Here is a 15,946-nt window from a genome sequence, read left to right on the forward strand (position 1 = left end):
ACAGACGTTTGCACGACCCCGCTTTCGGTCGCTCTTTACCGCGGCCTTAACCTACGGGTTCGTAACCTACGTTCCCGTAAGTTGCATCATCGCAAGAACTCCCCGTCCCCAGGAGTCCCGCATGACCGTCACCACACCCCACCTCGCCCCGTCCGGCGGATGGACCGACGCCCAGTTGCTGCACGCGCTGGAGGAGGTCGTGGAGAAGGAGCTCAACCGTCACCTCAAGGTGGCCAAGGACTGGATGCCGCACGAGTACGTGCCCTGGTCCGACGGCCGCAACTTCCCCGGCTTCTACGAGGACGGCGAGGCGTGGGACAAGGAGCAGTCGAAGGTGACGCCGATCGGCCGCACAGCCCTGATCGTCAACCTCCTCACGGAGGACAACCTGCCGAGCTACCACCACGAGATCGCCTCGCTTTTCGGCCGCGACGGCGCGTGGGGCACCTGGGTGCACCGCTGGACCGCCGAGGAGGGCCGGCACGGCATCGTGATGCGGGACTACCTGCTGACCTCGCGGGCCGTCGACCCGGACGAGCTGGAGCGGTTCCGGATGGTCCACATGAGCGAGGGGTTCGAGTCCGACAACCGGCACTCGATGCTCCACTCGGTGGCGTACGTCGCCTTCCAGGAGCTCGCCACCCGCATCTCGCACCGCAACACCGGCCACCAGTCGGGCGACCCGGTCTGTGACCGGATGCTGGCCCGGATCGCCACCGACGAGAACCTGCACATGGTCTTCTACCGGAACCTGCTCGGCGCCGCCTTCGAGCTGGCGCCCGACCTGACCATGCAGGCCGTCCGCGACGTGGTGGTCAACTTCCGGATGCCCGGCCACGGCATGCCCGGCTTCGAGCGGGCGGCGGCGCAGATGGCCATAGGCGAGGTCTACAACCTGCGTATCCACCACGACGACGTGATCCAGCCGGTGCTGCGGTTCCTGAAGGTCATGCAGATCGACGGACTCGGCCCGGAGGGCGTGAAGGCGCAGGAGGAACTGGGTCTGTACATGGGCGGGCTGGACGCCGAGGCCGCCAAGTTCGACGAGCGGCTCGCCGCCCGCAAGGCGCGGATGCGGGAGCGCGCCGCCAAGGGCTGAGTTCGAGCCGCGGAACAAGCCACCGCCCGTACGGCTACGGCCGGTACGGGCGGGGCGGGCGGCGTCGGGGGCGGCAGACGGTCAGCGTCTGTCGCGCCGCATCCGTTCGCGTTCCTTCTCGGAGAGCCCGCCCCACACGCCGAAGCGCTCGTCATGGGCGAGGGCGTAGGAGAGGCAGGCCGCCCGCATGTCGCAGGCCTCGCAGATGAGCTTGGCCTCACGTACCGAGCTGCCCGGCTCGGGGAAGAAGAACTCTGATCCGGTCTGTGCGCACAGCGCCTGCTCCTGCCAGGCGAGATCGTGCGCGGCCGTGCTGTCGATCCGCATGGAGCGATGATGACGGGCACGGAAAAACGTCTCATCAACGTCTGATCAACGCCGCCCCCGGCGCCCTACATGTCGGGCCGGGACTCCGGCGGAAGCGGCTTCAGCACGGCGAACCGCGCACCCCACGGGTCCTTCAGCTTGGCGAGCCGGCCCACCCCCTCCAGGTCGGCCGGCTCCATTCGTACGCTGCCACCCTGCTCCCGCGCACGGCGGCACACCGCGTCGGGGTCGTCGACGGCGAAATACGGCAGCCAGTGGGCGGCGGAGCCGCGCTCGATGCGCTCGGCGAGGTCGATGGCGCCGCCGAACATGCGGTCCTCGCCCTCCCCGGCGGGGCCCAGCGTGGTGTAGCTGCCGCCCGGGGCCGGGACCTCGTAGACGTTCCAGCCGTAGACCGCGCGGTAGAAGTCGACGGCGTCCTCGACGGTCGGCCCGTAGTGCTCCACCCAGCAGAGGGAGTTGTCCTCGCCGACCACGCCGAGGCCCTCGGTGGCGCCGGGCTGCCAGGCGCCGAAGGAGGCGCCGGAGCGGTCGCTGAAGAGGGCGAGGCGGCCCTGGTCGTAGACGGCCATGGGCCGGAAGCCGACGTGGCCGCCGGCGGCGCGGACCGCGTCGGCGGTGGCGTCGGCGTCGGAGGTGCGGAAGTAGACGGTCCAGGAGGGCGACGCCTGCTCGACGGAGATGTGCATGGCACCGGCGACGACCCGGCCGTCCAGCTCGAAGAAGCCGTAACCGCTCGCCTCCGGCCGCTCGGAGGGGCGGAAGGTCCAGCCGAACAGGGCGCTGTAGAAGTAGGTCGCCGCGCCGGGGTCGGGGGTGCCGAGGTCGAGCCAGTTCGGCGATCCGTCGACATAGCGGGTGGTGAGCATGGATGAGCTCCTTCGTCGGGCCCCTCCGTCGTCACCGGGCCCCTCGCGTGGTCCTGGTGCGAGTCTGGCACCGGGGTGCCGAGGGCGCCGCCCGGGAGGCGCCGAACGGGAGCGGGCCGCTCAGTCCCGCTCGCCGCGCAGGTGGGCCAGGACGGCGAGGACCCGGCGGTTGCCCTCGGCCGGGTCGAGGTCCAGCTTCATGAAGATGTTGCCGGCGTGCTTCACCACGGACGCCTCGGTGATGTTCAGGCGCTGGGCGATGGACCGGTTGGAGCGCCCCTCCGCCATGACCGAGAGCACCTCGCGCTCGCGCGGGGTGAGGCGGTTGAGCGGCCGGCTCGCCGTCCGCTGCGCCAGCAGCACCCTGACCACCTCGGGGTCGATGACCGTCTGCCCGGCGGCGACCCGCCCGAGGCTGTCCATGAACTCGGAGACCTCCCCCACCCGGTCCTTGAGGAGGTACCCGAGCCCGCCGGTGCCCGGTCCGCCGCCGAGCAGCTGGGTGGCGTACGCGGTCGCGACGTACTGGGAGAGGACCAGGACGGGCAGCCTCTCGTGGCGGGAGCGCAGTTCCAGGGCGGCGCGCAGGCCCTCGTCGCGGAAGCCGGGCGGCATGCGGACGTCGGTGAGGACGATGTCGGGCCGGTGCTCCTCGACCGCGCGGGCCAGGGCAGGCGCGTCGCCCACGGCGGCCACCACCTGGTGGCCGCTCCGGTCGAGGAGCTCGACGAGGCCCGCCCGGAGCAGGACGGCGTCCTCGGCGAGGACTACACGGAGCACGGGACCTCCACCCGGAGCTGAGTCGGACCGCCGGCCGGGCTGGAGACCGACAGCCGGCCCCGCAGGATCGCGAGGCGGTCGGCGAGCCCCGTCAGGCCGGTGCCGGCGGCGGGATCGGCGCCGCCCCTGCCGTCGTCGGTGATCAGCAGGACGAGCCGGTCCCCCGCCATCCTGCCCGCTATCCCTATCTCCGTGGCCCCGCTGTGCTTCGCCGCGTTGGCCAGCGCCTCCGTCACCGTGAAGTACGCGGTCGTCTCCACCAGGGCGGGCAGCCGGTGCGGCAGGTCGATGGAGACGTCGACCGGGACGGGGACGCGCTCGGCGATCTCGGCGACGGCGGCGGCGAGCCCGTGGTCGGTGAGCACCTGGGGGTGGATGCCCCGGATCAGTTCGCGGAGCTGGCCGAGGGCGCGCAGTGCCTCCTTCCGGCCCCGGGCCACCAGGGCGGCGGCCTCGGATTCGGTGCCGGCCAGTTCCATCTCGGCGAGCCCCAAGGTCATGGTGAGCGCCACCAGTTGCTGCTGGGCGCCGTCGTGGAGGTCGCGTTCGATCCGGCGTCGCTCGGCCTCGAAGGCGTCGGCGAGCCGCACCCGGGAACGGGTCAGTTCGTGGACCCGCCGGGTCATCCCGTCGTCGCGGGGGGCCAGCAGGAACCAGGCCGTCCGCACCTGCGCCGTGGTCAGCCAGCCCGCGGCGTACGCGGCGAGGGCCAGCCCGGCGACGCCGAGTGCCGTGAACGGCAGGGCGGCGAGGGGGCTCCCTATGGCCTCGCCCGGGATCACCATGACGGTCTCCGGGGCCAGCGCCCACACCACCACGGGGGTCGGGACCAGGATCGCCGCGAGGGCGGTCAGCGCGAGCACGCCGAGCCCGGCGCAGGTGAAGGCGGTCGAGGAGAGCACGGCGTACCCGAGTTCGCGCCAGGTGGCGCGCTCGCCGAACCGGTGGCGCAGCCACCGCCACGGGCCACCGGCGGCGGGCGGTGAGTGCGGACCGGGGAGCCGGGCGGGCTCCACCAGCCGCAGCCGACGCCGTTCCACGGCCGCCACCGGGATGCCGAGCAGCGGGACGGCAACCAGGAGCAGCAGACCCACCCCGATCACCGAGAGCACCACGCCCAGCGAGACGGCCACGACCAGGACCACCAGCACCACGGCACCGGACAGCACCCCGCCCAGCAGGTGGAGCCAGCAGCGCAGCGGCCAGGCCGACAGCAGGAACCGTACGGGCCGGCGGAGCGCCTCGCGGACGGCGGGCCGGGGCGCGGGCAGGTCCGAGTCCACGGCTCCGTCAGGCTCCGCCGTTGTGCCGTTCATCCGTCCCCCGGACTCCCTCGTGCGCGCAGGCGCGTGCCGCTCCTGCCCCGTGATCGTGAAGGACTCTAGCCAAGCGGCCGGCGGCTGTCGGTAGGGGAAACCCGACCATGAGGTGTCGACCTGGCCGTCATGACCCCGCTGTCGTTCCCGACTGCAATGAACGGGAGCCGGACGACAGGGGGAACAGTGACGAGCGCAGCCGTGAAGTGGGTCGCGGGGTGGGCGGGGGCCGGGGTGTGGGCGGCCGGGTTCGTGGCCTTCTCCACCCTGGCGCCGCACCGGATCTGGGGCGCGAGCGCCGCCGTCGGGTACCTGGGCGCGGCGCTCGCCGCCGGGCTGCTGCGCGGACCGCGCGCCCGATCGGTCGCCCTCGGGTCCGCGCTGACCGGCGCGGTGGCGGTGCCGTTCGGCTACCTGCTGCTCACCGGTGAGGGGCAGAGCGAGGTCGGGGTGATCCAGCGCTCGGCCGCGTTGCTGCTGCACAGCGGGACGCCGTATCTGGCGGAGCCTCAGGCCGTCACCGACTACAACCCGTACCTGCCAGGCATGGCCCTCTTCGGGATTCCGGCCGCGCTGCTCGGCGACGGCAGTCCGGTCGCGCGGCTCCTGGGCGATGCCCGGCTGTGGTGCGCGGTGGTGCTGCTGCTCTGCCTGGTCGGCGGGCGGGCGGTGCTGCGGCGTGGGGGTCCCGGGCACGTGGCCGCGCCGGGTGGGTCCACCGTTCTGGCGGTGCTGATCGCCTCGCCGCTGGTGGCGTTCCCGCTCTGCGTCAGTGGTGTGGACCTTCCGCTCGCCGGGCTGTGCTGGCTGGGGCTCGCGCTCGCCGCACGCGGACGGGGCGGGGCGGCGGGTCTCGCGCTGGCGGCCGCCTGCGCCCTGAAGTGGACGGCACTGCCCGCCGTCGCGGTCGCCGCCGCGCTGCTCGCCGGGAGTTACGGGACCAGGCAGGCGCTGCGGTGCGCGTCGGCCTGGTCGGCCGGGGTCGTGGCGCTGGTCCTGCCCGTCGCCCTTCGCTCACCGGGCGCGCTCGTCGAGCAGGTCTTCGCCTTCCCCACCGGGCAGGCCGAGGTCGCGACACCGGCGGCGAGCCCGCTCCCCGGGCGTCTGCTGGCGGAGCTGGGCCCGGCCGGCCGGTACACGGCCGTCCTGCTGCTGGTCTGCGGCGGTGTGGCGGTCGCCGTCTCGCTCGTCACCCGTCCGCCGGCCGGTTGCGTCGCGGCCGCCGACCGCTTGGCGGCGGGGCTCTGTGTGGCCTTCCTCTTCGCCCCGGCCGGGCGGTTCGGCTACTTCGCCCTGCCGCTCCTGCTGGTCGTCTGGTCCCGGCTCGCCACCGGCGTGCTGCCGGGAGCCCGGTCGCAAGCGGGGCCGCGGCGCCGAGGCGGACCGCCCACGACGCGGCCGACAGCGCTGCCGCAGGCCACTCACGTGGCGCGCCACGTGCCCGCCGCCGCCCTGCCCGGCCGCCGCTGAGCGGGCACGGCCCCACGCCCCGCACCGACCGCGTACCCCTCCCTCCCGGAAGAGAGCAGCAACCATGGGCACCACCCTCGTCGTCACCAACGACTTTCCGCCGCGTCAGGGCGGCATAGAGACCTTCGTCCACGCCATGGCCACCCGGGTGCCGGGCAACGACGTGGTGGTGCACACCTCGTCCGAACCGGGTGCGGCCGCCTTCGACGCCACGTTGCCGTTCCCGGTCTCACGCGACCGGAGCCGCATGCTGCTGCCGACCCGGCGCACCACCGAACGGGTCCTCGCGCTGGTCCGCGAACACGGCGTGGACCGCGTCTGGTTCGGGGCGGCGGCGCCGCTGGCGGCGATGGCGCCCGCGTTGCGCCGGGCCGGGGTCGAGCGGATCGTGGCGACCACGCACGGCCACGAGATCTGGTGGGCGCGGGTGCCCGGCGCCCGGCGCCTGCTGCGGCGGGTGGGAGAGAGCGCCGACACCGTCACCTACCTCGGCGCGTACACCCGCGAGCGGATCGCGCCGGCGCTGGGGCCGCGGGCCCGGCTCAGCCGGCTGGTGCCCGGGGCCGACGTGGACGCCTTCCGTCCGGACCCGGCGGGAGAGCGGGGTCGCGCTGTGCGGGAGCGGTACGGGCTCGGCGGCCGCAAGGTCGTTCTCAGCGTGGCGCGGCTGGTCCCCCGCAAGGGGCAGGACGTGCTCGTACGGGCTCTGCCGCAGATCCGGCGGGCCGTGCCGGAGGCCGCCCTGCTGCTGGTGGGCCAGGGTCCGGACGAGGGGCGGCTGCGGCGGCTGGCCGCTGCGTCTCCGCCCGGCTCGGTCGTCTTCGCGGGCGGCGTGGAGCACGACCGGACACCCGATGTCTACGCGGCCGCCGACGTCTTCGCCATGCCCTGCCGCACCCGTCGCGCCGGCCTGGAGGCCGAAGGGCTGGGAATCGTCTATCTGGAGGCGGCGGCGAGCGGCCTGCCGGTGGTCGTCGGCGACTCCGGCGGGGCCCCGGACGCGGTACTCGACGGCCGCACCGGCGCCGTCGTCGACGGCCGGGACGTCGAGGCGGTCGCGGCGGCGGTGGTGCGGATGCTGACCACCGCGCAGGGCGCGGCGATGGGCCGGGAAGGGCGGCGCTGGGTCGAGCGGTCCTGGACCTGGGGCGCCTCCGCAGAACACCTGGCACGCCTGCTCACGCCGGGACTTGACCCCGCCGGGGCCTCCTGAGGCAACGCCGGGGTGGGGGGTGTGGGCGAGGGGACGCGAGCGGCGCCCTGGTCCGGAAGCCACCGCCGCGCGGGCCGTCGTGAGGACGCGCGGCGCACGCCCACCCGGCCGGGCACGGAACCCGCCCCGAGCCTTGGGCGAGCGCTCCGGAGGGCACCGGCGCCGCGCCGCGCACCCTCCCCTCACACCGGCGACTTTCAGCCGTTCGGAAAATCTGAGAGCGCTCTCAATCCCATCCCTTGACGCGTTCATTCCACACCGCAACAGTGGGGGCCAGCCGCAGCGGCCACCCCCCACTCCTCCCACGGCCCTGCGGCGTACCCCCACACGCACAGAGCCAGGAGGCTTCCGTGATCTCACGCAGAGTGTTCCTCACCGGTGTCGCGGGCGCGGCCGGCGCCGCCGCCGTCATCGGTGTCCCGCAGCTCTCCGCCGCCACCACCCGGTCCGGGGCCGCGGCGCCGGAGACCTGCGAACTGGCGCTGGAGAACACCTCGTTGTCCGGTCAGGTCAACGCCTACGTGACCGGGCGCGAGCTGGCCACGGACCGCTGGATCATCCTCCGCGCCGACGGCAGCGTCTTCCGCCCGGACTCCCCCGCCGAGCCCAACACCCCGCTGCCCGCCGACTGCGCGATCCCGCTGCCGCCGGCCGGCTCCGACCCGCTGGTGCTGACGCTGCCGCAGATGTACGGCTCCCGGGTGTACTTCGTCCGCGACGACACCCTGGACTTCTACCTCAACCCGGGCCCGTCCCTGGTCGAGCCCGCCTTCGCCTCGCCGGACGACCCCAACTACGGGCGCATCTGGTCGTTCTGCGAGTTCACCTTCAACACCACGCAGCTCTACTCGAACATCAGCTACGTCGACCTGGTCACCGCGCTGCCGATCGGCATCACCCTGGAGGGCGACGGGACGCACAACGTCGCCCCGATGCCCGATGGCGCCGTGGACCGGATCGCCGCCGACCTGGAGGCGCAGGCCCAGGCCGACGGACAGCCCTGGGACCAGCTGGTCATCCGGGGCGACGACGGCAAGGTGCTCCGGGTGGTCTCGCCGCAGGCCATCATGGCACCGTGGTTCGGCGAGCCGGACAAGATGCCGTTCAAGGACGTCTGGGAGCCGTACATCGACCAGGTCTGGGAGAAGTACGCGGGCGAGGACCTGAAGATCGACCTCCAGGGCGGCCGGGGCGTCTTCACCGGCCGGGTCCAGGGTGACGTGCTGACCTTCAACGGCGGCCACGAGTTCGTCCGGCCGGTCTCGCGGGACATCTTCACCTGCGACCACGGCCCGTTCACCAACAACCCGAACGACTCGGACGAGAAGAAGGGGCTGCTGGCCCGGCTCGCCGCCGGCTTCAACCGCAGCACCCTGCTGACCCACCCGGACCAGCCGGGCGGCGGCGCGGACGACTACTACCGCGACCCGGTCACCAACCACTGGTCGCGCGTGGTCCACGCCAACTCGCCCATCGGGTACGCCTTCCCCTACGACGACGTGCGCCCGGACGGGGAGCCCGACGTCTCCGGCGCGGCGCACGACGACAACCCGGTGCGGTTCACCGTGCGGGTCGGCGCCTGACCCCGGCGGTACCACCCGGCGCCCGGACGCGGTTCCCCTTCGGGGTGGCCGCGCCCGGGCGCTCACGCGCTGGCGCGCCGGACCAGGGTGGTGGGCAGGACGATCCCGTCCGGGGCCGCGCTGTCGGGGCGGTCCGCGCCCTCGCCGGCGTCCAGCAGGCTGCGCGCCATCAGCCGGCCCATCTCCTCGATGTCCTGGCGGACCGTGGTCAGCGGCGGATCGGTGTGCTGCGCGACGGTGCGCAGGTCGTCGAAGCCGACCACAGCGACGTCCTCGGGCACCCGGCGCCCGGCGCCGCGCAGCGTCCACAGCGCCCCCGAGGCGGTCAGGTCGGAGGCGGCGAAGACCGCGTCGAGGTCGGGGCGGCGCTCCAGCAGGGTGCTCATCGCCCGGGCCCCGCCCTCGGGCGTGAAGTCGCCGGAGGCGAGCAGGTCGGGGGCGGTGTCCAGACCGGACCCGGGGGCCCCGGTGATGTCCCGCCAGCCGTCGAGCCGGTCGACCGCCGAGGTCTGGTCGAGGGGTCCGCTGATGTGGGCGATCCGGCGCCGCCCGAGCGAGGCCAGGTGGCGGACGGCGGCGCGCGCCCCGCCCCGGTTGTCGCAGTCCACGTACGGGGTGGCGGCCGGGTCGCCCGGGCGGCCGCCGAAGACGGCAGGCAGCCCCGTGCGGCGGACCAGGCCGGGCAGCGGGTCGTCGAGGTGGACGGAGAAGACCAGGGCGCCGTCGACGTGGCCGCCGGCCAGGTAGCGGCCGACCCGTTCGCTGTCCTCGTCGCCACGGGTCAGCATGAGGACCAACTGGGCGTCGCGCGCCGTCAGTTCCTCACTGATGCCGCGCAACTGGAGGGCGAAGAACGGGTCGGTGAAGACCCGGGTCTCCGGCTCGGCGATGACGACGGCCACGGCGTCGTGGCGCCGGGTCACCAGGGCGCGGGCGGCCCGGTTGGGGACGTAGCCCAGTTCGTCCACCGCCCGCCGGACCCGGGCGGCAAGCTGCTCCGTGACACCCGCGCCGCCGTTGACGACGCGGGAGACGGTCGCCCGGCTCACCCCCGCCCGGGCCGCGACGGCCTCCAGGGTCGGGCGGGGGGTGGCGGGCGGTACGGGCACGGCGGGCACTCCTGCGGGACGGCGGACGGGAGAGGTTCGCCGGTCAGCGTACGCCGCGTGCCCAGGAAGGGGGCCGGGTCAGTGGTGCGCGTGGTCGCCGGACTCCGCCTGGCTGCTCTTGCCGGACTGGGCCTCGCCCTTCTTCTCGGCGGCCTTCTTCTCCTCGGCGGCTTCCTTGGAGGACTTCTTCGGCGCCATGTGGTGGGGCGCGTCCGGGTCGTATCCGGGGATGGTGCCGTCGGCCTTGGCGATGAGAAAGAGGCCGGCCATGCCCATGTCGGAGTGGCTCTGGACGTGGCAGTGGTACATCCAGGCGCCCGCGCCGACGCCCTCGCCGGCGATGAACTGGAAGCCGAAGGAGTCGGCGGGTCCGGTGATCTTGTTGTCGATGACCGGGCTGGGGTCGTCGGAGCCGGTCAGCAGGCCGGTGCGGTTGTCGGCCCAGCGGTGCCCGTGCATGTGGAAGGTGTGGTAGAACTCGCCGTGCGTGATCGACAGGACCTCGATCCGGTCGCCCACCGTGGCCTCGAAGTTGGGGCTCTCGTGGCCGGGCTTGTTGTTGACCGTCATGTCGTTGAAGACGATCTGGAAGGTCTTGTCGGGCAGGATGTCGCCCTTGCGCCGGACGATGAGCCCGCCGTAGAGCCCCTGCCGCAGACCGCCGGTGCCGTGGTCGGTGCCGACGACGTGGTCGTGGTAGTTCCAGTAGCCGGCGCTGCCGGGCCGCCAGGTGCCGTCCTTGCGGCGGCCGGGGGCGTGGGTGCGCCAGGTGTAGGTGCGGCTGCCGCCCGGTTCGACGTGGCTGTTGCTCTGGCGGGTGCCGTCGCTGCTGATCTCGTAGTCGACGCCGTGCGCGTGGAGGCTGGCGTCCACGTCGAGGAGGTTGTGGAACTCGATGTGGAGGGTGTCGCCCTCGTTCAGCTCGATCAGCGGGCCGGGGATGGAGGGCTTGCCCTTCTCCAGGCCGTAGCCGGTCATGCCGTCGGCCATCTTCTCGCAGTACATGGTGAGGTGCTTGACCTCCCCGCCGGCCGGTGCGGTCTTCGGCGGGGTGTCCGCCGCGGCCGAGGACTGCGACATCGATGTCAGACCACCGGTGGCGAGGACCGCTCCTCCTGCCAGGAGGCCGCGATGGAAGCCACGCCTGCCGATGGACCCGTTCGCCTCGCTCATCGCCTGAACTCCTCGGAAACATGGGGGTGTTGGGCGGGCCGACGGTGCGTCTGGGGCTCCGACGACGGCCACACGGTATCGGCGCGGCCCTCGTTTATCCACACTCAGGACAAAGTTTGATCGATTCCGGTTATAGACCTTGGCGACTCGCGAAAAGAGGTCTAGCTTCATCCGCGCTGTTTCCTGTGACCGACGAGGGGTGGGTGAACACATGCGGTTGCTACCGCATCGGCGACCCGGCACACCAGGCGGGACACCGGAGCCACGGGGCTCCGGAGCACGGGCCGGCAGATCCGCCGCCGGCCGTACCGCGGCCGTGGCCGTGGTCTCGGGCGCGCTGCTGACCGGCATGCTCTCCGGCGGGACGGCCAGCGCGCGGCCGTTCCCCGACGAGCCGGCCGGGACAACGATGTCGCTGCCGTCCCCGCCGGGCGGCGCCGAGACGCGTGTCCTGGTCTTCCACGGCTCCACCGGCGCCGAGGCGCCCAACGTGGACGCCGGCATCGAGGCGATCGAGAAGATCGGCAACTCCGGCCCGGCCGAGGAGCGCTTCACCACCGAGGCCAGCTCGAACGCCTCGGTCTTCACCAACGAGCGCAAGCTCGGCCGCTACCACGCCATCGTCTTCCTCACCGGTGGCGGGGACATCCTCGACGCGGAGCAGGAGGCGGGCCTGGAGGCGTACGTCGAGGCGGGCGGCGGTTTCCTCGGCATCCACGACGCGGCCCGCACCGAGCCGTACTCGACGTGGTTCGGCGAGCTGATCGGCGCGCGGCCCACCGCGGGCAGCGGCGCCAAGGCGCAGCGGGCCACCGTGGAGGTCGGCGACCGCGTCCATCCGGCGACCAAGAGCCTGCCGCTGGAGTGGAAGCGTCCCGACAAGTGGCTGAACTGGAAGGAGAACCCTTCGGGGAAGGTCCACACCATCGCCCGGGTCCGGGAGGCCACCTACACCCCCGGTGACGGGGCCAACGGCGCGGACCACCCGGTCTCCTGGTGCCGCGACTACGACGGCGGCCGCTCCTTCTACACCGCGATGGGCGGTACCGCCGAGAGCTTCGCCGAGGCGGACTTCCGCGACCACCTGCGCGGCGCCCTGATGTGGACCGCGCGCCTGACCCAGGCCGACTGCAAGGCGTCCATCGACGCCAACTACAAGGCCGAGCGGCTCACCGAGCCCAACCAGCCCGGCCAGAACGACCAGATCGGCGAGCCGCACGGTCTGGTCACCGCCAAGGACGGCCGGGTCTTCTACATCGGCCGCGGCGGCGCCGACTCCTCCCAGCCGGTCGTCACCGACTGGGCGGACCCCAACGTCGGCAAGGGCCAGGGACAGGTCCACGTCTGGGACCCGAAGACCGACGAGGTGAGCCTCGCCGCCTCGCTGACCGTCTTCGGCAACAAGGGCGGCGGCGACGAACTGGTCAAGAACGAGGAGGGGCTGCTCGGCATCGAGCTGGACCCGGAGTTCGAGGACAACGGCTGGGTCTACCTGCACTACACCCCGCACTCGGAGATCGACCGGGACAAGCACGTCGGCGAGCGGCGCGTCTCGCGCTTCACCTTCGACGAGTCCACCGGCAAACTGGACCTCGACTCCGAGAAGGTGCTGCTGGACTGGCCCGTCCAGATCCACAGCTGCTGCCACGCGGGCGGCGGCATGGCCTGGGACTCGGACGACAACCTCTACATCGCCACCGGTGACACCAACTCCAGCCAGTTCACCGATGGTTACTCGGGCAACAACCCGGAGCCGAACTTCAAGGGCCTCTCCTTCGCCGACGCCCGCCGCACCTCGGGCAACACCAACAACCTCAACGGCAAGATCCTCCGCATCCACCCCGAGGACGACGGCACGTACTCCCTGCCCAAGGGCAACCTCTTCACGGGGGACGAGCCGGACGAGGGCGGCGGCAAGACGCGTGGCGAGATCTACGTGATGGGCGTGCGCAATCCGTCCCGGATCGCGGTCGACAAGAAGACCGACACGCTCTACGCGGGCTGGGTCGGCCCGGACGCCGGCGCGCCCTCCACCACCTGGGGCCCGGCCAAGTACGACACCTTCGCCGCCATCACCGGCCCCGGCAACCACGGCTGGCCGTACTGCATGGGCAACAAGCAGCCCTACCGGGACCGCAACCTGCCCGACCCGGCCAAGCCGCTCGACTGGTACGACTGCGACGCCCCGAAGAACGAGTCGCCCAACAACGACGGCCTGGTCAACCTGCCGCCGGTGACGGGCAACACCATCTGGTACTCGCCCGACGGCGGCGGCCCCGACTTCCCGCGTGACGAGAACGGGGTGCCCTCCTACGACGACGCCGAGCAGTTCTTCCGGCTGCCCTGGCTCAAGGGCGGCGGGCAGGCCGCGATGAACGGCCCGCTCTACCGCTACGACGCCGACAGCGACTCGGACGTCAAGTGGCCCGCGTACTGGGACGGCAAGTGGTTCGTCGGCGACCTCTACGACGCCGACCAGCCGCGGCACGCCGTCCTCACCGACCCGAAGACGGTCGGCAAGGGCGGACTGCCGGTGCACGCCGAGTCGCTGAAGAAGATCGTGCCCGTCGGCGAGAACGGCATCAGGAACCTCATGGACTGGAAGTTCGGTCCGGACGGTGCCCTGTACGTCCTCGACTACGGCCGCGGCTTCTTCACCTCGGACGACAAGTCGGCGCTGTGGCGCGTGACCTACACCGGCGGCGGACCCACCCCGGCCGCCGGTGACCTGGCCGGGAAGGGGAAGTGATGAGAAGGACACGGCGGGGCGGATCCCCGCGCGTGGGCACCGCGCTGATCGCGGCGCTGCTGATGCTGCTGGGGCTGACCGCCCCGGCGGCGGCCGGCGAGATCGGCGGCGGCGACCCGAAGGCGGCGGCCGAGCAGACGCTCACCTGGACCGCGGGCAACGACATCGACACGTACCTGTCGGCGCCCACCACCGCGGCCCCCGGGCCCACCACGATCGTCTTCGAGAACAGCGAGGCGACCGGCAACACCACGTCGATGCCGCACACGCTGACCTTCGACACCGGCAACCCGGACTACAACAGCGACGTCCAGCTCAACATCCTCGCCAACCCCTCCGACGCCAACGGCGGCAAGCACACCGCCGAGGTGGTGCTCACCCCGGGCACCTACCGCTACCACTGCACCATCCCGGGCCACGGGCAGATGCAGGGCACCCTCGTGGTGAGCGAGGACGGCGGCGGCGGGGACGACACCACCGCCCCCGAGGTCACCGCCTCCGTCGACGGCCAGCAGAACGCCGACGGTGACTACGTCGGCAGCGCCACCGTCTCGCTGGACGCGAAGGACGAGGGCTCGGGCGTCGACACGGTCGAGTTCGCCCGGGGCGCCGACGGCGCCTGGGAGCCGTACGCGGAGCCGGTCGTGGTGAACGAGGTCGGCGACCACGTGATCCGCTACCGCGCCACCGACAAGGCCGGCAACCAGTCGCAGGAGCAGACCGCCGAGTTCACGGTGGCTGCCCCGGACACCGACGACACCGACCCGCCCGAGACCTCGGCGACCGTCGCCGGGGACCAGGACGCGGACGGCGCCTACGTCGGCATGGCGACGGTCACCGTGACCGCCTCCGACACCGGCTCGGGCGTCAACACCATCGAGTACGCGCTCGGGGCGGACGGCGCCTGGCAGGCGTACGACGCGCCGGTGATGGTCCACGAGGTGGGCGCGCACCAGTTCCGCTACCGCGCCACCGACAAGGCGGGCAACCGCTCCGAGGCGCAGACCACCGAGTTCACCGTGGTGGAGCAGCCGGCCGAGGACACCACCGCGCCGGAGGTCTCGGCCGCCCTGACCGGCGACCGCAACTCTGCCGGGGCCTACCTCGGCAAGGCCACGGTCACGGTGAAGGCGACCGACGAGGAGTCGGGCGTCGACAAGGTCGAGTACTCGCTCGACGGCGGGCCGTACCTCGCCTACGCCGACCCGGTCGTCGTCGACCGGGTCGGCCGGCACACCGTCGCCTACCGGGCGAGTGACAAGGCGGGCAACACCTCCGAGGCCCGCCAGGTGTCGTTCTCGGTGATCGGCGGCGACGTCCCGGCGCCGCCGTGCGCGGAGTTCGACGAGCGGGAGACCGTCTTCGTCGGCGACGAGGACAGCGGCGTCCCCAACCGGATCACCAACAACCGCTGCCGGATCAACGAGCGGATCGAGGACGAGCGTGAGTGGTCCTCCAACGCCCTCTTCCTCAAGCACGTCGAGACGGTCCTGACCGCGCTCGGCAAGGAAGGCGTCATCGACAAGCGGGAGACCCGCCAGATCCGGCAGGCCGCCAAGGCCTCCGGCATCGGCAAGCCCGGCCAGACCGAGGGCTACCGCAAGCTCTTCGACGGCACCGAGAAGTCCTTCGCCCAGTGGGAGCAGGCCGGCGGCGGCGCCTTCGTCCTGAACGAGGACGGCTCGATGACCAGCTCCACCGAGGTCGAGGGCATGGGGATGCTGTGGTTCCCCGAGCGCAAGTACGACGACTTCTCGCTGAAGCTCCAGTGGCGGGACGACGCGCCCGAGGGCGGCAACGCCAACGCGGGCGTCTTCGCCCGCTTCCCCCACCCCTACGACCACCCGGAGGAGCCCCGCCCGGAGTGGGTGGCCATCAAGTACGGCCATGAGCTCCAGATCCTGGACCGCCCCGACGGCGACATGTACAAGTCGGGCTCGGTCTACGGCTTCGACCGGGTCGGCCTCGGCGGCGCCGGGGTGACCCCGAAGGGCACCTGGAACGACTACGAGATCAAGGTGACCGGGCAGCACTACGAGATCTACCGCAACGGCACCCTGATCAACGAGTTCGACAACACCGGCGGCCAGTCCTTCAACCCGCCGCGGGACGACGACCCGGGCACCGACGGCCGGCGCTACGCCTCCGGCTACATCGGCCTCCAGGTCCACGGCGTCACCGACGTCATCTCGTACCGCGACATCCGCATCAAGGAGCTGTAGCCCGCACCACGGAAACCGGGGGCCGTCGGCGTTCGC

The 15,946-nt window shown here is 72.6% G+C and carries 12 protein-coding genes; 6 read left to right on the forward strand and 6 right to left on the reverse strand.

The annotated features are described in order from the left end of the window. The first annotated feature begins 121 nt into the window (after window positions 1–121). Entirely contained in the window at window positions 122–1,099 is a 978-nt protein-coding gene (locus OIM89_RS02290; protein WP_030694938.1) for an acyl-ACP desaturase, read from the forward strand. Between the two features lie 81 nt (window positions 1,100–1,180). Here OIM89_RS02290 and OIM89_RS02295 read toward each other — a convergent pair whose 3' ends face one another. The 4 genes from OIM89_RS02295 to OIM89_RS02310 form a co-directional block, all read right to left on the reverse strand. Then, the gene (locus tag OIM89_RS02295) at window positions 1,181–1,426 is read right to left on the reverse strand and encodes a WhiB family transcriptional regulator (protein ID WP_003952039.1); all 246 of its coding nucleotides are present in this window, start codon (window positions 1,424–1,426) and stop codon (window positions 1,181–1,183) included. A 65-nt stretch (window positions 1,427–1,491) separates the two neighbouring features. Further along, entirely contained in the window at window positions 1,492–2,295 is an 804-nt protein-coding gene (locus tag OIM89_RS02300) for a VOC family protein (protein WP_047466608.1), read from the reverse strand. A 120-nt stretch (window positions 2,296–2,415) separates the two neighbouring features. Further along, a complete protein-coding gene (locus tag OIM89_RS02305; RefSeq protein WP_030694936.1) occupies window positions 2,416–3,075 on the reverse strand; it encodes a response regulator in 660 nt (219 codons plus the stop codon). Further along, window positions 3,063–4,391 carry a sensor histidine kinase gene (locus OIM89_RS02310; RefSeq protein WP_257203670.1) on the reverse strand — a complete coding sequence of 443 codons (1,329 nt, stop codon included), beginning with the start codon at window positions 4,389–4,391 and terminating at the stop codon, window positions 3,063–3,065. The genes OIM89_RS02305 and OIM89_RS02310 overlap by 13 nt, the downstream gene beginning before the upstream one ends. A gap of 186 nt (window positions 4,392–4,577) precedes the next feature. On the opposite strand from OIM89_RS02310, the gene OIM89_RS02315 reads away from it, so the two are divergent. From OIM89_RS02315 to OIM89_RS02325, 3 genes are all read left to right on the forward strand, one after another. Next, window positions 4,578–5,861 carry a glycosyltransferase 87 family protein gene (locus OIM89_RS02315; RefSeq protein ID WP_226964735.1) on the forward strand — a complete coding sequence of 428 codons (1,284 nt, stop codon included), beginning with the start codon at window positions 4,578–4,580 and terminating at the stop codon, window positions 5,859–5,861. Window positions 5,862–5,925: 64 nt separating this feature from the next. After that, entirely contained in the window at window positions 5,926–7,074 is a 1,149-nt protein-coding gene (locus OIM89_RS02320; protein ID WP_238470030.1) for a glycosyltransferase family 4 protein, read from the forward strand. Window positions 7,075–7,424: 350 nt separating this feature from the next. Beyond that, window positions 7,425–8,657, forward strand: a complete 1,233-nt coding sequence (locus OIM89_RS02325) for a glycoside hydrolase family 64 protein (RefSeq protein WP_030694932.1) — start codon at window positions 7,425–7,427, stop codon at window positions 8,655–8,657. A gap of 62 nt (window positions 8,658–8,719) precedes the next feature. Here the strand turns inward: OIM89_RS02325 and OIM89_RS02330 are convergent, their stop codons facing one another. Beyond that, a complete protein-coding gene (locus OIM89_RS02330) occupies window positions 8,720–9,766 on the reverse strand; it encodes a LacI family DNA-binding transcriptional regulator (protein ID WP_047466603.1) in 1,047 nt (348 codons plus the stop codon). A gap of 78 nt (window positions 9,767–9,844) precedes the next feature. Beyond that, window positions 9,845–10,939: a multicopper oxidase domain-containing protein gene (locus OIM89_RS02335; protein ID WP_264490931.1), complete on the reverse strand. Its 1,095-nt coding sequence runs from the start codon at window positions 10,937–10,939 to the stop codon at window positions 9,845–9,847. A 316-nt stretch (window positions 10,940–11,255) separates the two neighbouring features. Here OIM89_RS02335 and OIM89_RS02340 point away from each other — a divergent pair, with 316 nt between their 5' ends. Together OIM89_RS02340 and OIM89_RS02345 are read left to right on the forward strand one after the other, a co-directional pair. Beyond that, window positions 11,256–13,688 (forward strand): ThuA domain-containing protein, encoded by a 2,433-nt coding sequence (locus OIM89_RS02340; protein WP_047466601.1) that lies wholly within the window; start codon window positions 11,256–11,258, stop codon window positions 13,686–13,688. Continuing rightward, window positions 13,688–15,910, forward strand: a complete 2,223-nt coding sequence (locus tag OIM89_RS02345; RefSeq protein ID WP_264490932.1) for an OmpL47-type beta-barrel domain-containing protein — start codon at window positions 13,688–13,690, stop codon at window positions 15,908–15,910. The genes OIM89_RS02340 and OIM89_RS02345 overlap by 1 nt, the downstream gene beginning before the upstream one ends. The last annotated feature ends 36 nt before the right edge of the window (window positions 15,911–15,946 follow it).

This window comes from Streptomyces sp. BI87 (assembly GCF_025957665.1).
Lineage (GTDB): Bacteria > Actinomycetota > Actinomycetes > Streptomycetales > Streptomycetaceae > Streptomyces > Streptomyces albidoflavus.